This window comes from Aedoeadaptatus ivorii (assembly GCF_030815095.1).
Lineage (GTDB): Bacteria > Bacillota > Clostridia > Tissierellales > Peptoniphilaceae > Aedoeadaptatus > Aedoeadaptatus ivorii.
The window spans coordinates 1-18,650 of record NZ_JAUSWF010000010.1 but is presented as its reverse complement, the minus strand read 5'-3'; the positions used below and the strand labels follow the sequence as shown (position 1 = coordinate 18,650).

General features: G+C 54.5%; 21 protein-coding genes, 12 tRNA genes and 1 riboswitch. Of the genes, 5 read left to right on the top strand and 28 right to left on the bottom strand.

Annotated features, from left to right (window positions below; all coding sequences use genetic code 11):
• Positions 1 to 3 precede the first annotated feature (3 nt).
• Together QO008_RS07435 and ribD are read right to left on the bottom strand one after the other, a co-directional pair.
• On the bottom strand, positions 4 to 642 hold the full coding sequence (locus tag QO008_RS07435; protein ID WP_126464911.1) for a riboflavin synthase: 639 nt from the start codon (positions 640 to 642) through the stop codon (positions 4 to 6).
• Positions 624 to 1,709 (bottom strand): bifunctional diaminohydroxyphosphoribosylaminopyrimidine deaminase/5-amino-6-(5-phosphoribosylamino)uracil reductase RibD, encoded by a 1,086-nt coding sequence (ribD, locus tag QO008_RS07430; protein ID WP_307385436.1) that lies wholly within the window; start codon positions 1,707 to 1,709, stop codon positions 624 to 626. The genes QO008_RS07435 and ribD overlap by 19 nt, the downstream gene beginning before the upstream one ends.
• Positions 1,710 to 1,783: 74 nt before the next feature.
• Positions 1,784 to 1,898, bottom strand: a riboswitch (FMN riboswitch).
• A 99-nt stretch (positions 1,899 to 1,997) separates the two neighbouring features.
• Here ribD and QO008_RS07425 point away from each other — a divergent pair.
• The 3 genes from QO008_RS07425 (at position 1,998) to QO008_RS07415 (ending at position 4,347) form a co-directional block, all read left to right on the top strand.
• Positions 1,998 to 2,873, top strand: coding sequence for a GIY-YIG nuclease family protein (locus QO008_RS07425; protein WP_307385434.1), 876 nt, complete (start codon positions 1,998 to 2,000; stop codon positions 2,871 to 2,873).
• A gap of 72 nt (positions 2,874 to 2,945) precedes the next feature.
• Entirely contained in the window at positions 2,946 to 3,497 is a 552-nt protein-coding gene (locus QO008_RS07420; RefSeq protein ID WP_307385432.1) for an RNA polymerase sigma factor, read from the top strand.
• Complete coding sequence (locus tag QO008_RS07415; protein WP_307385430.1) at positions 3,484 to 4,347, top strand: hypothetical protein; 864 nt, start codon at positions 3,484 to 3,486, stop codon at positions 4,345 to 4,347. The genes QO008_RS07420 and QO008_RS07415 overlap by 14 nt, the downstream gene beginning before the upstream one ends.
• Positions 4,348 to 4,464: 117 nt before the next feature.
• Here the strand turns inward: QO008_RS07415 and rpsI are convergent, their stop codons facing one another.
• Together rpsI and rplM are read right to left on the bottom strand one after the other, a co-directional pair.
• Positions 4,465 to 4,854 carry a 30S ribosomal protein S9 gene (rpsI, locus tag QO008_RS07410; protein ID WP_126464906.1) on the bottom strand — a complete coding sequence of 130 codons (390 nt, stop codon included), beginning with the start codon at positions 4,852 to 4,854 and terminating at the stop codon, positions 4,465 to 4,467.
• A gap of 16 nt (positions 4,855 to 4,870) precedes the next feature.
• The gene (rplM, locus tag QO008_RS07405; RefSeq protein WP_126464905.1) at positions 4,871 to 5,299 is read right to left on the bottom strand and encodes a 50S ribosomal protein L13; all 429 of its coding nucleotides are present in this window, start codon (positions 5,297 to 5,299) and stop codon (positions 4,871 to 4,873) included.
• Positions 5,300 to 5,493: 194 nt separating this feature from the next.
• On the opposite strand from rplM, the gene QO008_RS07400 reads away from it, so the two are divergent.
• Entirely contained in the window at positions 5,494 to 6,468 is a 975-nt protein-coding gene (locus tag QO008_RS07400; protein WP_307385428.1) for a hypothetical protein, read from the top strand.
• Positions 6,469 to 6,513: 45 nt separating this feature from the next.
• Here QO008_RS07400 and QO008_RS07395 read toward each other — a convergent pair whose 3' ends face one another.
• The 11 genes from QO008_RS07395 to QO008_RS07345 form a co-directional block, all read right to left on the bottom strand.
• Positions 6,514 to 8,025, bottom strand: a complete 1,512-nt coding sequence (locus QO008_RS07395; RefSeq protein WP_126464903.1) for a 4Fe-4S dicluster domain-containing protein — start codon at positions 8,023 to 8,025, stop codon at positions 6,514 to 6,516.
• A gap of 12 nt (positions 8,026 to 8,037) precedes the next feature.
• Complete coding sequence (locus QO008_RS07390) at positions 8,038 to 8,295, bottom strand: (2Fe-2S) ferredoxin domain-containing protein (RefSeq protein ID WP_126464902.1); 258 nt, start codon at positions 8,293 to 8,295, stop codon at positions 8,038 to 8,040.
• Positions 8,296 to 8,324: 29 nt separating this feature from the next.
• The gene (locus tag QO008_RS07385; RefSeq protein WP_126464901.1) at positions 8,325 to 8,816 is read right to left on the bottom strand and encodes a QueT transporter family protein; all 492 of its coding nucleotides are present in this window, start codon (positions 8,814 to 8,816) and stop codon (positions 8,325 to 8,327) included.
• Positions 8,809 to 9,324 (bottom strand): phosphatidylglycerophosphatase A, encoded by a 516-nt coding sequence (locus QO008_RS07380; RefSeq protein WP_307385424.1) that lies wholly within the window; start codon positions 9,322 to 9,324, stop codon positions 8,809 to 8,811. The genes QO008_RS07385 and QO008_RS07380 overlap by 8 nt, the downstream gene beginning before the upstream one ends.
• A gap of 13 nt (positions 9,325 to 9,337) precedes the next feature.
• The gene (locus QO008_RS07375) at positions 9,338 to 9,838 is read right to left on the bottom strand and encodes a hypothetical protein (RefSeq protein WP_307385423.1); all 501 of its coding nucleotides are present in this window, start codon (positions 9,836 to 9,838) and stop codon (positions 9,338 to 9,340) included.
• Positions 9,828 to 10,931: an FAD:protein FMN transferase gene (locus QO008_RS07370; RefSeq protein WP_164715180.1), complete on the bottom strand. Its 1,104-nt coding sequence runs from the start codon at positions 10,929 to 10,931 to the stop codon at positions 9,828 to 9,830. Before QO008_RS07370 ends, QO008_RS07375 begins: the two co-directional genes overlap by 11 nt.
• A gap of 155 nt (positions 10,932 to 11,086) precedes the next feature.
• Positions 11,087 to 11,434 carry an ArsR/SmtB family transcription factor gene (locus QO008_RS07365; RefSeq protein ID WP_126464897.1) on the bottom strand — a complete coding sequence of 116 codons (348 nt, stop codon included), beginning with the start codon at positions 11,432 to 11,434 and terminating at the stop codon, positions 11,087 to 11,089.
• A 215-nt stretch (positions 11,435 to 11,649) separates the two neighbouring features.
• Positions 11,650 to 12,423, bottom strand: coding sequence for a TPM domain-containing protein (locus QO008_RS07360; protein WP_307385421.1), 774 nt, complete (start codon positions 12,421 to 12,423; stop codon positions 11,650 to 11,652).
• Between the two features lie 9 nt (positions 12,424 to 12,432).
• Complete coding sequence (locus QO008_RS07355; protein ID WP_126464895.1) at positions 12,433 to 12,984, bottom strand: LemA family protein; 552 nt, start codon at positions 12,982 to 12,984, stop codon at positions 12,433 to 12,435.
• Positions 12,981 to 14,168 carry a tRNA uracil 4-sulfurtransferase ThiI gene (thiI, locus tag QO008_RS07350; protein ID WP_307385418.1) on the bottom strand — a complete coding sequence of 396 codons (1,188 nt, stop codon included), beginning with the start codon at positions 14,166 to 14,168 and terminating at the stop codon, positions 12,981 to 12,983. Before thiI ends, QO008_RS07355 begins: the two co-directional genes overlap by 4 nt.
• A 1-nt stretch (position 14,169) precedes the next feature.
• The gene (locus QO008_RS07345) at positions 14,170 to 15,297 is read right to left on the bottom strand and encodes a cysteine desulfurase family protein (RefSeq protein WP_307385416.1); all 1,128 of its coding nucleotides are present in this window, start codon (positions 15,295 to 15,297) and stop codon (positions 14,170 to 14,172) included.
• Between the two features lie 47 nt (positions 15,298 to 15,344).
• Between QO008_RS07345 and QO008_RS07340 the strand changes: the two genes are divergently transcribed.
• A complete protein-coding gene (locus tag QO008_RS07340; protein WP_307385414.1) occupies positions 15,345 to 16,151 on the top strand; it encodes a hypothetical protein in 807 nt (268 codons plus the stop codon).
• Positions 16,152 to 16,212: 61 nt separating this feature from the next.
• Here the strand turns inward: QO008_RS07340 and QO008_RS07335 are convergent, their stop codons facing one another.
• The 13 genes from QO008_RS07335 to QO008_RS07275 all read right to left on the bottom strand — a co-directional run bounded on the left by QO008_RS07335 (position 16,213) and on the right by QO008_RS07275 (position 18,633).
• Positions 16,213 to 17,115: an acetamidase/formamidase family protein gene (locus tag QO008_RS07335; protein ID WP_307385412.1), complete on the bottom strand. Its 903-nt coding sequence runs from the start codon at positions 17,113 to 17,115 to the stop codon at positions 16,213 to 16,215.
• Between the two features lie 135 nt (positions 17,116 to 17,250).
• Positions 17,251 to 17,325: transfer RNA gene (locus tag QO008_RS07330), tRNA-Trp, on the bottom strand.
• Positions 17,326 to 17,475: 150 nt separating this feature from the next.
• Positions 17,476 to 17,551: transfer RNA gene (locus QO008_RS07325), tRNA-Phe, on the bottom strand.
• A 4-nt stretch (positions 17,552 to 17,555) separates the two neighbouring features.
• Positions 17,556 to 17,632, bottom strand: a tRNA-Ile gene (locus QO008_RS07320).
• 9 nt (positions 17,633 to 17,641) lie between these two features.
• A tRNA-Ser gene (locus QO008_RS07315) sits at positions 17,642 to 17,732 on the bottom strand.
• A gap of 5 nt (positions 17,733 to 17,737) precedes the next feature.
• Positions 17,738 to 17,826: transfer RNA gene (locus QO008_RS07310), tRNA-Ser, on the bottom strand.
• A 7-nt stretch (positions 17,827 to 17,833) separates the two neighbouring features.
• Positions 17,834 to 17,909 (bottom strand) — tRNA-Lys (locus tag QO008_RS07305).
• Positions 17,910 to 17,913: 4 nt separating this feature from the next.
• A tRNA-Gln gene (locus tag QO008_RS07300) sits at positions 17,914 to 17,990 on the bottom strand.
• Positions 17,991 to 18,001: 11 nt separating this feature from the next.
• A tRNA-Arg gene (locus QO008_RS07295) sits at positions 18,002 to 18,078 on the bottom strand.
• Between the two features lie 3 nt (positions 18,079 to 18,081).
• Positions 18,082 to 18,155 (bottom strand) — tRNA-Gly (locus QO008_RS07290).
• Between the two features lie 35 nt (positions 18,156 to 18,190).
• Positions 18,191 to 18,276, bottom strand: a tRNA-Tyr gene (locus QO008_RS07285).
• 23 nt (positions 18,277 to 18,299) lie between these two features.
• Positions 18,300 to 18,375 (bottom strand) — tRNA-Thr (locus QO008_RS07280).
• 181 nt (positions 18,376 to 18,556) lie between these two features.
• A tRNA-Asp gene (locus tag QO008_RS07275) sits at positions 18,557 to 18,633 on the bottom strand.
• Positions 18,634 to 18,650 lie beyond the last annotated feature (17 nt).

The following is an 18,650-nucleotide window of genomic DNA, read 5'->3' as shown; positions in this document are numbered from 1 at the left end:
CTCCTAAAATCCGTTTCTGCGAAGAAAATCCATATCGATCCCCCCGCCCTTTGTATGACATTCTTTTGCTCTTAAAATATACTTGCCGACGATGTCGAATTCCACCGTGATCGGAGAACCCCGCTCCAATGTGCCCAGATTGGTCTCTCTGAGGGTCTCGGGAATCAACGATACCGTAAACCCATCGGCGTCGGTGCGGGCGACGGTCAGGCTGACGCCGTTTAACCCCACCGAGCCCTGGGCGACAAAATAGGGAAACCAGTCGCGATCGACTTTCACCGAGAGGAGATAGCCGCCTTCGTGGGGCGAGATTCCCGCGACGGTGCCCACCGTATCCACATGGCCCTGCAAAATATGCCCGCCCATGCGCGTAGTGGGAAGGAGCGCCCGCTCCAGATTTACAGAGGCGCCTGGTGCCAATCGGTCCAGACCCGATTTTTGTGCCGTCACGGTCATCATATCCGCCCGAAAGCGGTCCTCCGAAAAGGCGGTGACGGTGAGGCATACGCCGTCGGTGCAGATCGAATCGCCGATCGCCACGTCTTCGAGGACGGTTTTGCAGGCGACTTCGATCTCGATCTTCTCGCCCCGGCGGCGCATATGCGCAACCGTTCCGACTTCTTCTACGATTCCTGTAAACAAGCTCTCACCCCGCGTATCTTGAGGTCCGAACCGCAGCGCTCCACTTCCGTAAAGACATATTCTCTGCGGTCCTTCAAAAACTCGACGCCCTCGCCGCGTACGGCCTCTCTGCCGCCGCCCAGTAAGGTCGGGGCGAGATAGAGGACGAATTCGTCGACGAAATCGCCTTTGATCATGCTGCCGTGGAGCGTCCCGCCTCCTTCGACCAAGAGGGTACCGACGCCCCGGTCGTAGAGATCTTCGAGAAACGAAGCGGTATCGAGTACGCCGTCGCGCTCTTCAGTAAAGACCACCGCGACGCCCTGCTCGGCAAGGCGATCCGCCTTTTTTCGGTCCATGCGGGCGGTGTAGACCACCGTTTCGATCTCGCCGTCGAAGAGCTTTGCCCCCGCGTCCAGTCGTCCCATTCGGTCCAAGACGATGCGGACGGGCTGTTTGCCTTCGCCGCTTCGGTTGGTAAGACGCGGGTCGTCTAAGAGCGCCGTGCGGGTTCCCACGAGAATTCCATCGACTTCGCCGCGAAGCCGGTGGCCGTCTTTGCGGGCCGCTTCGCCGGTGATCCATTGGCTCTCGCCGCTTCGGGTGGCGATTCTCCCGTCGACGGTGGCGGCGTACTTGGCGAGTATGTAGGGCCTATGTTTTGTAATGCCCGTAATAAAGGCGCGGTTTAGATGCGCACATTCCGCTTCCAGTACGCCCGTGGTTACCTCGACGCCGCTTTGGCGGAGCCGGGCGATGCCGCCACCCGCCACCTTCGGGTTCGGATCCTCCATCCCCACGACGACCCGGGCGATCTTTGCCCGCACAATGGCGTCGACACAAGGGGGCGTCTTGCCGTGGTGCGAACAGGGCTCCAGATTCACATAGAGCGTGGCGCCGGCGGGATCTTCCTTGGCTCGCCGTAGGCAGTCCACTTCGGCGTGGTCCGCCCCGTAGGCGCGGTGATAGCCCTCTGCGAGAATCCGCCCGTCCCGTACCAGGACCGCGCCAACCATGGGATTGGTCTTTGTATGTCCCCTTCCCTTCGCCGCAAGCGCCAGGGTTCTCTGTATAAAACGTTCGTCCATATTGCCTCCCATAAAAAATCCGGAGCACGGGGCTCCGGATGGTACGCAAATTCAGGGCAATACAAGTATTGCCTATGATTCTTCTCCCATCCGGACTATACCGTCGGTATCGGAATTACACCGATTCAATCTTTCGAGTCGTGGACTATGACCACCGGTGAGGAATTGCGCCTCGCCCTGAAGAACTTCTATGCAGTTAGGAAATGTTTTCCTTTCAATAATATACCACGGACTCCCTTTCTTGTAAACCCCCTTGTGTATCTCTGTCTATCGGCGTAGGATAACGGTATGGAACTATTGCAATTATCGGAACTTTCCCGTATCGAGCCCAGGCCGGGCATTTACAAAATGTACGACCGCGGCGCGCTCCTCTATGTGGGAAAAAGCAAGCAACTGAGACATCGCGTGCGCCAATATTTCGGAGGATCCCATCACGCCCCCAAGATCCGCCACATGGTGGCGCGGATCGACGCCGTGGGCATCGAATACACCCCCTCTCATCTCGAGGCCATGCTCGCCGAAGAACGCGAGATCAAGCGCCTTCAACCGCCCTATAACCGTATGTTAAAGCGCGAGATACGCGCCGTTCGCTTTGTGCCGGATCGAAGAGCGCCCTTATTGTATCGCCTCGCCCCCGGCGGATTTGGCCCGGTGCAAAAAGAATCCTTTCTACGGGAATTCTTTTTGTCTCTTCGCCATCTCTTTCCCTTCGACGACCCCCTCGCCTATCATCCCCTGCCCCTCCGGCTTACGGCGGCGGAGGCGGCGCAGACCGAGGCGCGGCTTGCGGCGATCTTTTCCGACGAAGCGGCGTTTTCCGCCTTTCTCGATGCGATCCGAACGCTCCAGAAGAAATCCGTCGCGGCACTGTACTTCGAGCGGGCCGAGACGCTGGAGGTGATGCATCGCCAGGCGAGCCGCCTCGGCCGCAATCTCTTCCTCTACGACGCCTTTCTTTCGGATACACATGTCCTCTGCGAACCGACGCCGGCGGGAAACCGGCACTTTGTGGTAAAACAAGGCGTCCTCACCCATGTCGGCTATGAAGAAGGCGCGCTGCAAGCCTATCCCTATCGCGATACGGCCACCGAAGACCACCGCCGCATTCTCTTTTCCCATTACGTGCAATACGGGGATTGCGATACGCGCGGAAACTTTTTTTGATTTCTTTGTAATATTTTAGCCCTACCTGCGTATTTACTCTATGAAAGATACGGCGCCAAGGAGGTGAGCCTATTGGAAAGAACGGAAAGAATCGATTCCGTTTCCGCTTGGGAGGAGGCGGCGAATTTCGAGGAGATCTACGAAGCGTATTTCGATCGGATCTTTCGATTCGTCGCCTACCGCTTGGCGGATAGAGAATCGGTGCGGGATGTAACCGCAGATATCTTTCAAAAAGTATATACGAATTTCTCCGCATACGATGCGGCAAAAGGCCGCTTTGAGGTTTGGATTTTTTCCATCGCGAGAAACACCCTAAACGACTACTATCGAAGACAGGCTCGCAGAAAGTGGCTGCCGCTGGAAAATCTGATCCACATTCTCCCGTCCGAGGAACGGGTGGAAGATCGGATCGAGCGAGCGGAAGAACACGAGCATTTGCGAAAGATCATTCGACGCCAAAGCGAGCGGGATCAACTGCTCCTGAGCTATAAATTCGGCGCAGAGCTTTCCAACGCGGACATTGCGGCGTTGATGGCGCTGACGCCGAACCATGTGGGCGTCCTACTGCACCGACTTTTGAAAAAAATTCAACGCGAGATGGAGGCATATTATGAAGAATCCTAAAGATTTGCAGTCTTCGAATTTTCGGGCGGAAGAAGAGTGGACCGCGCAATTAAAAACCCTCTATGTGCCCGATGCACGGGACAAAGAAGCGGTACGCCGCCGCATAAGAAACCGGGCGCGGCGCCGCACAACACCCGCCATTGCGGCCGCCGCCGCGCTCTTGGTCTTTACCTTACCCTTTACGGGCTTCGGAGAAAGCATCGTTGAGACGATACGGCAGGTGGCAACGCCCACGAACCGTATCGTCGTCCACGAGGAAAAGGCGAACGCGCATCTGTCGAAGAGAACCCTGCCCGAAACCTTAAAGGGTAAGCTCTACGACCGAGACGGCCGCGAAATTACCGATGCGACGGTCCTCGATAAAATGGAACCGCTCTTTACCCGAGAGGGAAAAGAGATCGAACACATCGAGTTCGACGATGCAACCGGCCAGGCGACATTCGTCTTAGAAGAAGAGACCGACGACATCGACTTCAGCGTCTATGAACCGATCCCTTCCGTGGCCGATCGACTGACTTTTACGCCCCTGGTCTTATCAGAGCGCTACCCCTATGAGTATGCCGACGTATACGCGACAGACGATACAAAAACCGACTACGTCGCCTTTCACTATAAGACGAAAGACGGCAAGGAGATCTATATCGACCAGCGCCGCGACATCCCCGGCGCCGGCTATGAAATCGGCGGCGAGGAACCCATCGAAACCCACATCATCGACGGCATTCGAGTGATTGTGCAGGGATCGAGCCTCTACGCCGAACGAGACGGCATTCTCTTGGGTGTGACGGCAAAAGACGCCGACAAGGGCGAGCTCCTCGCCATATACCGGGACCTTCGGCCCCTCGAGTAGCCAAATCGATTTGCACAGCAAAAAAACGCCCCCGTACCGGCTCTATACCGTTTCGGGGGCGCTGTTTTTCGGCATAACAAAACCCGCATACGCGATGTATGCGGGTTTTTTGTAATCTTAACGCTTGGAGAATTGGGGAGACTTTCTCGCTTTTTTGAAGCCGTATTTTTTACGTTCCTTCATTCTCGGGTCACGGGTCAAGAAGCCCGCTTTTTTGAGGATGGGGCGCAATTCGCCGTCCGCTTCGACCAACGCTCTTGCAATGCCTTGACGAATGGCACCGGCTTGTCCCGTATAGCCGCCGCCTTTTACGCGGACGATGACATCATAGTTGCCTTCGGTTTCGGTGATCTCCAGGGGAGATTTTGCGACGATGCGCAAGGTTTCGAATCCGAAGAAATCTTGGATGTCGCGACCGTTGACGATGAACTTTCCGCTACCGGAAAGGAGACGCACTTGGGCTACGGACGTCTTTCTTCTACCTGTTGCTCTGTATTGTTCTGCCATCTAAATCACCCTTCCCTTATACTTCGTATGCTTCCGGCTGTTGTGCTGCGTGGGGATGCTCGTTGCCCGCATAGACCTTCAGTTTGCGGAACATGGAGCGGCCCAAGCGGCTCTTGGGAAGCATGCCCTTCACCGCGTATTCGATCACGCGCTCGGGGTGCTTTTCGCGGATTTCGCTGTAAGCGACTTCACGACGTCCGCCCGGATAACCGGTGTGGTAGTCGTATACCTTGTCGTTCCATTTGTTGCCCGTCATCTTAATCTTTTCCGCATTGATGACGATTACGAAATCTCCCGTGTCCACGTGCGGGGTATAGATGGGCTTGTTCTTGCCGCGAAGGATGTTAGCGATTTCGGTTGCCAGACGACCGAGGACCTTGCCTTCGGCGTCGATGACATACCATTTTCTATCTACTTCATTGGCTTTCGCCATAGTTGTCTTCATGGATGACCTCCTGCTATATCAAAGAGACGAATGTTCAAAAGTTTCCGGGGCTTTAAAACACTAGCAATTATTGTAGCTGAATTTTGGGTCCTTGTCAAGAAAAATCCGCATAAAACCGCAATTCTACGCCCTTTTGTTAGATTCGTCCGCGTTTCGGTATAAAGGCTATATAGACCATAGAAAGCGAGTGCATCATGAATCGAACCAAAGGCAAACGAAACGGCCACTTGCCGTCTTTTCGTACATTTCAATACGACTGCGACGCGGACAACGCCCGCCCCTACTCTCTTTTACATCGGCCCCGGCCCTTGCCCCTCGCCCCGGAGATCACCGAGGCGCTGGAGTATCTGTTGTGGTATGTGCCGAATATCAATTCGTTTCAATCGGCATCGAATATTCTGATCGAAGAAAAGCTCTACGAAGACTTTAGCTTCAGCATGATTGTCGATACCCTGCATCTCAGAAAGGAAGACGTGCTGGTGCTGGAATACATCGACGACGACATCGTCGACTACTATATGGAAAAGATCTGCACCAATTGCCAAAAGATCATCCTCACCACCGGCGACGACGAGACCAAGACCTCGGCGTTGGTCCGGCATATGCGAAACGCCATCGCCCACGGTTTTTTTACGGTGATCGACGATCGCATTATGGCCTTCGACGTGCGCCACATCCCCAAAGAAAATGAAACCTATGGCTGTACCGCCATTATCAAACTCGATCCGCTCCACTTGGTACAGACGCTCGCGCTCTTGGAGCAGGAGCTCACCCACGAAAAGCTCGCCCAGGTAGCGTTTGCAAAATGCGGATACGAAATCCTCGAGACCGACGTCAAAAATCCCGCGCTCCCCTTCGATTTTTCCATGCAAAAAGACGGCGTGGTGTATGCCGTCGAGATTAAAAAGATCGACTTCGAGGGGATCGCCGGTCCCGAACATTTAGAAGGCATTCTCTCCCACTTCCCCGTCTCGGTAAAAGAAGAGAAGGTGCTCTTGATGGACTCCGCCGTCTTGGACTCGCGAGCAAAGGCGACGCTGCGCCGAGAAAAGATCTTTCTCTTGGACCGGGACAATCTGAAATCTTTGATGGCAAAAGACGACGTACTCGGCCGCATCCGCCGCGAGATGGCGAAGGGCAACGGCGAGGCGCGCTCCCAAAAAAAATGAGTAAGTACGGAATTTCGTACTTACTCATTTTTGGATGTTTTCGCTTTATTTGCTAAAGTCCTTGAGGCTGTCGTCGACGAGCTTGTTTTCCAAGGGCGTCTTGTATTCAGACTCTTTCATATAGCTTTGTACGGACTTGCGCACGCGGTTGGTGGCGGCAATGGTGCCCATACCGGCGATACATCCGCCTTCGCAGGCCATACCTTCCAGCAGGTGGCCCTCTTTTCGGCCGGCTTTTGCCATTTGTAGCATCTTGATGCACTCTTTCAGGGAATTGGCGCCTTCGATTTGAATGTCGCGATCCGGATCGATCTTTTCCGCCACTTCCTTGACCGCTGCGGCGACGCCGCCGGCGATGGCATAACCCCGCGCGGAGGAAGAGGACTCTTCTTCTTCGGCGGTGACTTCCATTTCAGCGGGCTCGATATCCATGGCGACAAACATGCCCATCAGCTCTTCAAAGGTGATGACGAAGTCGACATATTCCTTTACATCGCCGGAGACGGCCTCTACCTTTTTGGAGGTACAGGGACCGACGAAGCAGACCATGGCCTCGGGATCGTCCTTCTTAATGTGTTCTGCGGTATAGCGCATGGGCGAGCCGGAGTCGGATACATAGTCCTTGAGTTCCGGGAAGCGGTAGTCGATCAAAAGCGTCCAGGAGTGGCAGCAGCTGGTCCCCATAAAGGGAATCTTTTCGGGCACGCGCTCCAGATATTCCTTGGCTTCGTGCAGGGTGGTGTAATCCGCTCCCAATCCGACCTCTACCATATCCTCGAATCCCAATTGTTTCATGGCCGCGCGAACTTGTGCGGGGGTGGTGGATTCGCCGAACTGGCCGATATAGCTCGGCGCGGGGATGGCGTAGATGCGTTTTTTGCTCTTTAATGCCTTGGCGAGCTGATAGATCATGGTCTTATCGCCAATGGCGCCCCAGGGGCATTCGGTCACGCAGCGACCGCAGCCGACGCATTTGTCGTGGTTGATAATGGCGCGGTCCAATTCGTCGCTTTCGATGGCGTCCACCCCGCATACCGAGGCACAGGGGCGGTCGTATTCGACGATGGCGTTATAGGGGCAGGCGTTTTTGCAGCGGCCGCAGCGGACGCATTTTTCTTTGTCGATAATCGCGCCGTGCTTGCCGATGCTGACGGCATTGACCGGGCAGACATTGGTACAGGGATGCGCCATACATCTGCGGCAGTTGTCGGTGACCACAAAGGCACGGGTGGGGCAGGCTTCACAGGCGAATTTGATCACATCGACCAAGGGCGTCTCGAAGATCGAGGTGTCTACGTCCACCTTGTCGAATCCGTCGGTGACGGGTATGTATTCGCCGTAATCTCTCAACCCCATGCCCATGGCCAGCCGAATCATCTCTTCGGCGATGGCGCGTTGACGGAATATGTCCTGGCGATCGTTTTCCGGTTGACCGGGAAAAAGCCGATATCCGGCAGTTTCCAGCTCTTCGATGGGTCTGTCCGTAAAAGCCATTCTGGCCACCTCGGCAAAGACGCGGCGGCGCAGACTCATGACACTTACATAACTCTCTTTCACATTTCCCTCCTATTAGTCAATCTTTCCCGCAAGCTTTAAAATGCGTTCACAAACTTCTTGGGGCGCGGCGGAGGTGATGCGTTCGCCGTCGATTTCGACCACCGGCGTATTCTCCGTACCTTGCTCCTTACATACATTCAAGCAGTTGGTATGGGTGATTTCCAGTTCTCCCTCTTCAAAATACCGCTTTTGAAGGTTTTCCAGCGCATCGAGCATATTGCTGGATCCCATCATGGTGCAACGAGCACCTACGCAAACATTGACTTTCATATACACTCCTTCTGTATTGCAACGGACTCTTACTGAGGGTTCTTACTTACAATGGATCGAAAACCCGGATTTCTCTCGAGGACTTCGTAGACCGGCAGACTGATCAGGGTACAGATAATCAGCTCACTTGCCGCCACAGAAGCGCTCATGCCGAGAAAACCGGCGATTCCGCCGCCGTAAACCAGATACAACTCAAAACCGATAATCCAAGAGAATAGGGCCGGCATCAAACTCGCCACCCACTTCCGATGGATCTTTCCCATCACATACAGGCTGATGGCCGTATGAAAGGTACCGAAAAAGATATCGTATATACCCAAGGGGGATGTGATGTTCGACAGTAGAACGCCGAGTACGATGCCCGGCGCGAAGGCGGGATTATAAAATGCCAAGAGATTCATTACTTCCGCCACGCGGAACTGAATGGGCCCGTAGGACACCGGCGCCAATACCACCGTCAGACCGTAATAGACGGCGGCCAGTACTGCCGTCGTCGCAATCCACTGTGTTCGTTTATTCATGCGCATTTTCCGCCTCCTCTGTGTTGCGATTGCTGTGCGCCAATCGAGCGGCCGCCGCCGCGGCGATGGCCGCCACCATATCGTCGGAGAACGTGGTAACTTCCTTGCCCTTCATCTTGTCGAGTTTGTCGATAATGCCGATCTTCTTCTTGTCCAAATAGCCGAAGTTCGTCAGTCCGATAGAACCGTAGACATTGACGATCGAAAGACTCATCACTTCGTCGATGCCGTAGAGGCCTTCGTCCTCGGCGATGATGGTCTGAATCGGCTCGTCGAACAGTTTTTGATCCACCGCCTTGTCGATGGCAAGTGCCGTCAATACGGCGTGGATCGTCTCCCGCTTCCGCAAAACCGCCAAAACATTTTCTTCACATAGTTCTATTGTAATGGGCACATAGTCTTTTTGCAACTCATAAACAATCTCGGCGATGTCCTGCACCCGCACGCCTTTTTCGGCGAGGGCATCCAACGCCAGGCGATACAATTCTTCCATATCGTATTTATACATGCTTTCCTCTATTCTAGTATTTTTCTCGAATTCTCTGTCTTTTGCGCCGCTGATACCGCAAGTCATCCACCGCTGCGACAAATAGCGCTGCGGTCTGGGGCAAGACGCAAAATGCGGCATATACCGCGGGCTTAGGCACAAGGCGCAACAGGCGAATCGCCGCGATCTGCGGCAGCATCAGCGTATCCGCCGGCAGGCGCCATAGCGAACGAAAGGGCCCGCGCAAAAAGGTCTCCCCGCCCCCGCCAAAATACGCGATCCCCAACAGAAGCGCCCAGAGGATCGCCGGAACGATCCACAGGGCGATTGTGTCGGTGACGGGGCTTTTGGAAAAGAACTTTCCCGCCGCCACATAGGGCGCAAAGAGCAATAGGGCAATGGGCAGGCGAAAGACCATACTGCCATAAAACAATCGCTCCAAGGGCGGCGCAAAATGGAGCAATATTAAAAATGCGGATACCATCAAGATATTCAGCGCGTGCACGACGATAAAAAGTACGGCGTTATTTCGCATTGCTCGCCCCCTCGCTCTTCAACTTGTCTCGAAGGCTTTCGGTAAATTCGATGCTGCCGTCTTTTAAGATCCAATAGGCTTCGACGCCGTCTAGGGAATCCACCAGCTTTCTGCCTTCTTCATAGGGCATACAAAACACCGTCGTGGACAAAAAATCCGCCAGTCCGCTGTCTTCGGAAATGACCGAAACCGCGCGGAAGTGATCCGCCGGCATCAGCGTGTCCGGATCGATCAGGTGGTGGTAATTCTTGCCGTCCACCGTATAGTAGCGCTGATAGTCACCACTGGTGACCACCGAGGTATTATTGGCATAGACGACGTCTTTCATATTTTGGGCCGTCGGCCGCTTCTCGGTGATTGCATCGGGGTCCTGCAGGCCGATGCCGAAGGCGGTGCGATTCGGCTCCGGCGCCGATCCGATCAGCTTTACATTGCCGCCGGCACTCACCAGCGCCGCCTTACAGCCCGCTTCTTCCAGTTCTCGGCAGGCAACTTCGGTGGCATAGCCCTTGGCGACGGCGCCCAAATCGATCGAGAGATCGGGGTCCTTGATCTCCACCGCGTTCTCCTCGGGATAGAGCACGATATCGTCGATATTGGTATGCGCGGCCGCCTGTCGTAGCGCGTCCATAGGCGGCAATTCGGCGTTCTTTTCTCGATCGTGGTCGTGGCCTTTTTCCGTCGTATAACGATCGCGATACGTCTTCCAAATATCCGTTACGGCGCCGAATGCGATATTGGTCTCGCCGTATTCTTTATAGCGTTCGATCGACAGCGACAAGAGATCCATCAGCTCAGGTTCTACGCTGAATTTTCCCTTTCCCGCCGCATCGTTTAACGCCTTTAGATTGCTGACATTTTCGTAGCGATTAAAGCCGTCATAGATTCTATGCAGCGCCTGAAATCTCTTATGGAGCAATTCGGTATATTTGTCGCCTTCGGCCTTGCTGTCCGCATAGACGATGGCGGTAACCAGCGTGTCGAAGGTGTCGTAAAAAGTAATCTCGTAGCGCTCCGGCGTCCGCTTTATGCCGCCGCATGCCGTCATCAGCATGGCGAGGGCGAGGAGCAGAGCGGTCCATTTTTTTCTCATTCCATCTCCGTCTTTCTTTCCCATAGTTGTATATACCTACTCAGTTTACCAAATTTTTCTGATTCCCGAAACGAAATCCGCGATTTCTCGCCTATTTACGAAATCTTTGCAACCAAAAAGAACGGATCGGGCCGTTCTTTTCTTTCGGTATATATCTATTCCGCCTTCCACGCGCCGCCACAACAGAGTCCCAAACATCGACTCGATTTCCGATGCCCGACTTTGGAACGGGCGACCTGGGCGAGAAATTGCTGAAACTCGCGAATCACCTCGGCATTGATCGTATAGAAATGCCATTTTCCTTCCTTGCGGTCATCGATCAGCCCCGCACGCGAAAGGATTTTCATATGGTGGGATAAGGTGGGCTGCGTGATGTCCAAATCCGGCAGTATGTCACAGGCACAAGCCTCGCCGTCGATTAAGTATTGCATGATCTTTAATCGGTTCAAATCGCCTAAGGCTTTACAAATTTCGACCATGTCCTGTTGTTTCTTCTCCCGCATTTCGCATCCCGTCCTTTTCTTTGCCGTTCGCCGGCCGCTGTCTTTCGCGCGGCAGTGCGAATCGTGCGCGTCGTTATCGTGATTCTATTCTATAAGATGGCGTTCGGTGGGGCAAGGAATAAAGAGAATAGATCTCAAATTTTTCATGACAAATTCTTTACATCTTTGCCATAAAATTTACAAGGCGTAAAAAAAGCATCCCGCAGGATGCTTTCTTACCAGCCGCCGCTGGCGCCGCCGCCGCCGGAAGAACCGCCGCCGCCGAAGTTTCCTCCGCCGCCATAGCCGCCGCCAAATCCGCCGTAACCGCCGGGGAAGAAAACGGGACCGCGATAGCGCCGTCGTCTGCCGCGACCACCGCCGGAAGAGCCGCCACCGCGAAGGAAGATGGACAAGACGATCAAAATGATCACCCAGCGAAGGATGGTGTCCACCACCTCGTCCTCCTCGACGGGCTCGACGGTTGCGGTGACTTCTTCGCTGCCGTCGATTTGAATATTATACTCTTCCTCGATCACCGCTAGAATCTCTCCAAAGCCGGTTAGAATGCCGTCTTCGTATCTGCCTTCCTTAAAATACGGTGTCAGATCGTTTAGAATGGCTTTCGCCTTCATATCCGGCAAGGCGCCTTCCAGACCGTAACCGGTCTCGATGCGAAACTTCTTGTCCCCCATCGCCACCAATAGGAGCACGCCGTTGTCTTTCTCTTTCGATCCGATATTCCACGCATCGAAAAGTTCCACGGCGACGTCTTCTATGGGCGCCCCGTCGGGCAGGCGGTCCAATACGCAGACGACGACCTGCGCGCCGGTCTGTCGGGCGAGCGATTCGTTCGTAGAGACGATTTTTCCCTTCGCCGCATCGCTTAGGACATCCGCTTCGTCATAGACGTAAAATTCCCGCGTCGGCTGCGGCAAATCCTTCCCCGCTGCAAAAATCGGAAGCGGGAGCAATAGGAGTAAGAGGAAGAGCCAAACGCGCTTTTTCATAGGCTTTTCCTAAAATTTCACTTGCGGTACCTGATCGGCACCCGCCGCCAGTTGGAAGTACTCCCGCTCGTGAAATCCCAAGATGCCCGCCACGAGATTGGTGGGGAATCGCTTTACGGCGCGGTTGTAATCGCCCACGCTTTCGTTATAGCGCTTGCGTTCCACCGCGATCCGATTTTCCGTACCCGCCAATTCCGCCTGCAGGTTCTGAAATCCTTCGTTCGCCTTTAATTCCGGATAGGCCTCGGCCACCACATTGATGTTGCGGATGGCTTCGTTCATTTGTGCATCGGCCGCCGCATATTCCTTGGGCGTCTCGGCGCGCTGAACGGCGCTTCTCGCCTCGGTTACCTTGGTAAATACGTCTTCTTCGTGTTTTGCGTATCCCTTTACGGTCTCTACGAGATTGGGGATCAGATCCGCCCGGCGCTGCATGGTGTTTTCCACCTGTGCCCACGCCTGGTCTACGTTCTCGTCCATGACCTGGAATTTATTGTAGGTTGAGCCGAACAGTACGGCGATCAAGACGAGTATGACCGCCACGGGTATCCATTTTTTCATAGCTTCTCCTTTGCTCGAATTCGGGTGATTTTTAGTGTCTCCATCGACGCATCCAGCATCTCTTCTATGGGAAGGAGTGCTTCGGATGCTTCCATTTCTTCTACCGTGGGCCGGAGGGAAGGGTGCTTGGGCAGAAATACCGTACAACAGTCCTCAAAGGGTTCGATCGATGTTTCGTAGGTGCCGATCCGCTCTGCCCAGCGAATAATATCTACCTTATCCATGCCGATCAGCGGCCGAAATACCACAGGCTTTGCCACATCGTCGGTGACGTCCAGGCCGTGGATGGTTTGGCTCGCCACCTGTCCCAGGTTTTCGCCCGTCGTCAGGGAAAGATAGCCGTGTTTTTCGGCCAATCGATTGGCGATCCGCATCATAAAGCGGCGGGAAAGGACCGTCATCTGCTCCGGCGGACAATTTTTGTTGATCTCTTTTTGAATGGGCAACAGGTTTACGCTGTATACGTTCATTTTGGTGGTATAACGGGTGAGGATCTTTGCCAGGCGCATCACCTTATCCTCCGCTTGCGGCGAGGTAAAGGGATAGGAATGGAAGTGGAGCGCGTCCATCTGTACCCCGCGCTTCGCCATCAAAAAGCCCGCCACCGGCGAATCGATGCCGCCGCTTAGGAGCAAGAGCCCCTTTCCGTTGCTTCCCAACGGCAGACCACCGTAGGTCGAGATCTTTTCGTGGTAGAGATACATCTCCTTTTTGACGTCGACATAGAGCATCAGATCCGGCGCGTGTACGTCGACAGAGAGCTTCTCCTCGAAGGCATCCAATATAATGGCGCCCAGTTCCCGATTGATCTCCTGGGAGTTCAGGGGAAAGGACTTGTCGCTGCGCTTGGTGACGACCTTAAAGGTCTGCATCTCCGGATGCGCCTCGAGCACCGCTTCTACATAGCGAACGGACTCCGCCTTTAAGCGCTCCCAATCCGCATCGAAGGCCACCGAAGGCGAGATATATACGATGCCGAAGACGTGGCGCAGGCGCTCTATGCTCTCTTCTTCCCTTGCGGGATCGATCTCTACCTGAATCTTCCCCATTTCGGGGATAATGGAAATATACCCAATATCCTCCAGGACGCTCTCGATATTCTGTACGATTCTGCGGATAAAAAACCGCCGATTGGCCCCCTTCAGGACCACCTCACCCAAACTCAAACTTAATATGCGTTTCATCTTATCTCCTGACTATCGAACGAACTTCGTCTACGGCCTCCGCGAGTGCCGCCGCAAAGATCCGCAATTCTTCTTCTGTGGTCTCTCGGCTCATACAGATTCGTATGGTGCCTTCCGCCTCCCGGTCCGTAAGGCCCAGCGCCGTCAATACGGGATTCTTCCCCGTTCTGTGGCTGGAGCAGGCGGAGGAGGTGGAGATATAGATCTCGCGTCCCTCCAAAATATGCAGCAGTACCTCGCCCCGGGTATCGGGAATGCTGACATTTAATATATACGGGCTCGCCGGTTCGGTGGTGTTGATCCGGATCTCGGGGATTTCTTCCAAAAGCGAGCGGAGCAATCGCACGCGCGCCTCCGCCTCCTCCTTTCGGATGCCCTCTTCTTCTAAGGCGCGAAAGGCGGCGCCCAAACCGTAAATGCCCGGAATGTTTTCGGTGCCGCTTCGAAACCCCATTTCCTGCCCGCCGCCGCGGATCAGAGGGGCAATATCGCGCCGCAGCAGTATGCCGCCGATCCCCTTGGGTCCGTGGAATTTATGGCCGCTAAAGGAATAGCTGTCGCAGCCGATGGCGTCGAAATCGATCGCCAGCTTGCCGACCGCCTGCACACCGTCGATATGCACCTTTAAGGCGGGATGGGCGGCCTTTAGCCTTGGCGCCCATTCCTCGACGGGATTGATCGAACCCAATTCGTTGTTGACGTGAAAGAGGCTGAGGGCGATCGTGTTCTCGTCGATCGCGCGATCGAGCGCTTCAAAGGGAATATGGCCGCTCGCATCCACCGCCACCTCCCGGAGCTCGATCTCCTTATTCCGCAGGACATTCAAAACGGAGGGGTGTTCGATATTGGTAGTCACCACATTCTTATCGCCTAAGGAAGCGCCGGATACATAGGCGTCGAGGGCCGTATTATTGGACTCCGTGCCCCCCGAGGTAAAATAGAGTTTTCCCTCTCGGCAGCCGAAATAGGCGCATATCTGTTTGCGGATCGCCTCTTTTTCGCGATCGACCCGAAAGCCGAAGCTATGCAGGCTCGACGGGTTCGAAAAATCTTCCACCAGCGCCCGACTTACGGCGCGAACCACCGAATCCTTCGGCTTTGTGGTGGCACAATTGTCTAAATATATCATCTCTTGCCCTCCTTTTCCTGTGGTATACTAACCCCCAGGAGGCATCTATGTCAAATCATTTCCTACAGATCTATTGTTCCCGCTACGGGCGGGGCGGCCGCCCCGTGGCGTATGGCTATCTGCCCAAAGAAGGCAGCGAAAACATCGGCATCGAGGTGGATCCCGCAAAGGATTGGATCGCGCCCCTCGACCGCATCCTTACAAATCTCCCGAAAACGGAAGATCTCTACGTCTATCACGCCGACTACGAAATCAAAAAGGCCGCGCCCCTCTTTTCTTCTACCGCACGGGACCGCTTGCGGTCGGCTTTAGACCTATATCCCATGCTCAAAGCCATCACCGGGCTTGCACCCGAGTCTTCGTATACCATGGCGCATCTCGCCGAAAAGGCGGGGTTTTCGAAGGCGGTCGCCGTGGGCGATGCCTTTGTCGAGCGCTTCCGTATTGCCGATCCCGCCGCCCTCTATGACCAGATTCGGCACAATCTCCTCGCCATGAAAGCCATATACTCCTATTATACCGCACTCCGCAAACGCACGACACGGCAAGGGGTGCAAATGACCGCATTCTCCCTCTCTCCCTTTCAGATACGGGGAAGAACCCCCGGCGGCAGAGACCGCTATTATCAGCGCGACGACATCCTGTACTGGGAAGAAGACGGCCGCTTTCTCTTCGAGGCGGACGTTCGCTATATGCCCTACGACGCCGAGAAAAAGGCACTCGTCCTCCGGGGCGACTTTTCAATCTCTTCCGCCGTACCCACCCCGCCCGGTTTCGTGGTCTTCGGCATAGACGACGAAATATACTACGACGTGATGGCCGAATTGCTCGCATATCTCAGGGACTGCGCGTAGACCTCACCCATCAGAAAAAGCACCCGAATCGGGTGCTTCTTTTGCTTTGCGTGCACAGACTTTACGAGATTTCGGGAACAATGGGCGGCTTGGCATCGACCTTGGGAATCCCGATCCGCAGATTAAACATCTCGCCATGTATCGGTTTTACCCCTTGGTTCACCTCTACCGACCCCTGCATCGAAAGATACATCAAAATATCGGTCGCATCCCAGCCGTAGGCGTCCCGGATCAGACGCGCCACTTCATGGCAGCCTTCCCATAGGGCATCGTCATAGGCTTTGCCGGTGACATTCACATAATAGCGATCTTTCAGCTCGGTAAGGGGCCAGTCCAGGCGAAAATCCTTTAAGACGCGCACGCGCAATACGACTTCGCCGCCGATCTCCAGACCCGCACCCGAAAGCTCGCCATCTCCCATCGTGGCGTGCAGGTCGCCCACCGCGAGCAGACCGCCCTTCACGCGCACCGGCAAATAGACCCGGGCGCCTTTTTTTATTTTGTTGGAATCCATATTCCCGCCGTGGTTGCCGCATAGACCCGACACCACCGCACCGGATGCCGGCGCAAGCCCCAATACGCCGATCATCGGGTCTACCGGCCAAGTAATGTCGTTAAATTTGGCCATGCCATTTTCGATTGGGATGATTTTTGTACGCGCCTCGGTCAAATCGCACAAGGGTCCGGTTTCGGGAATGACGACGCCGAACCCTTTCTCGCCGATGGAAATGTCGAGGACGTCGACGACGACCGCATCGCCCGGCTCCGCTTCTTCGATAAAGACGGGACCTGTCGCAGGGTTTGCCTTCGACAGATCGAGCTCGTGAACCAGATCGCTTTCGCTGTGAATCTGCCCGCCGAAGCAGTCCTCGGTCCGAAACGTCAGGATGTCCCCATCCTTTGCCCGGCCGATGGGCGCGTTTTCCGGAGAAAAGGTGTAGACCGTTTTTTCAAAGACTTCCATATTGCCTCCTTTGCACGTAAGCTATGTTCGTGTATCGAGTATAGCAAAGGCACAATATGAATACAATATGTTTAGGGCGAGACGCGTTTTACGACAACAAAAAACGATCGGCTGAAACAGCGCGATCGCTTGCTTTGGCAGGAGTAGTAGGACTCGAACCCACGACATTTGGTTTTGGAGACCAACGTTCTACCACTGAACTATACTCCTATATGTAGCTCGTCTACGACGATATACTTAGGATAACAGATTTTTACCCATTGGGCAACAGGTATTTATCAAAACGATAACTTCCCGTTAACAACGACATAAAAAAACTGCAGCCGCCGAGCTACAGTTATGTAAGGATCCCTCCTCAACTGGTGCCCAGAGCCGGAATCGAACCAGCGACACGTGGATTTTCAGTCCACTGCTCTACCGACTGAGCTATCTGGGCATAATGGTGGGCCCTCAGGGACTTGAACCCTGGACCTACCGGTTATGAGCCGGGAGCTCTAACCAACTGAGCTAAAGGCCCTCACAAATTTGGCGGAGAAGGAGGGATTTGAACCCTCGCGCCCCGTGAAGGACCTACTCCCTTAGCAGGGGAGCCTCTTCAGCCACTTGAGTACTTCTCCAATTTTGGCGGAGAGGGTGGGATTCGAACCCACGTGGGCGTGAACCCTAACGGTTTTCAAGACCGCCTCGTTATGACCGCTTCGATACCTCTCCTATTTTGTGGTGATCCATCCGCGACTCGAACGCGGGACACCCTGATTAAAAGTCAGGTGCTCTGCCGACTGAGCTAATGGATCATAATGGCTGGGGCGACAGGACTCGAACCTGTGGAATGCCAGAGTCAAAGTCTGGTGCCTTACCGACTTGGCGACGCCCCAATACAGTTTAATGGCGCACCTAGGAGGATTCGAACCCCCGACGCACGGATTAGAAGTCCGTTGCTCTATCCTACTGAGCTATAGGTGCTCATGGAGCGGGTGAAGGGAATCGAACCCTCGCAACCAGCTTGGAAGGCTGGGGCTCTACCACTGAGCTACACCCGCTTATGAGATTGAATTTGTACTCCGCAAAAACAATATGGTGGAGGAGAGTGGATTCGAACCACTGAAAGCTGAGCTAACGGATTTACAGTCCGTCCCCTTTGGCCAACTCGGGAACTCCTCCAAGAAGTTATGCACCTTCGTGCATGGAGCTGGTGGGAGGACTTGAACCCCTAACCTACTGATTACAAATCAGTTGCTCTGCCAATTGAGCTACACCAGCATGAAGAAAGACGGGGATCATACAATGACCTTTTGCTCCGCTTTTGCGGACTGCCCAAGACCTGTCACGGTCTCATGCAACCATTTCCCGAAGAAGCCGACCAAAGGGAAGGCTGATTCGCAGGAAATGTCTGCTGACAGGGAACCTGTCGACACATTACTTTCTACTTCTATAAGTAGAATGGCGACCTGGATCGGGCTCGAACCGACGACCTCCAGCGTGACAGGCTGGCATTCTAACCAACTGAACTACCAGGCCATAATAACACTTGTAGT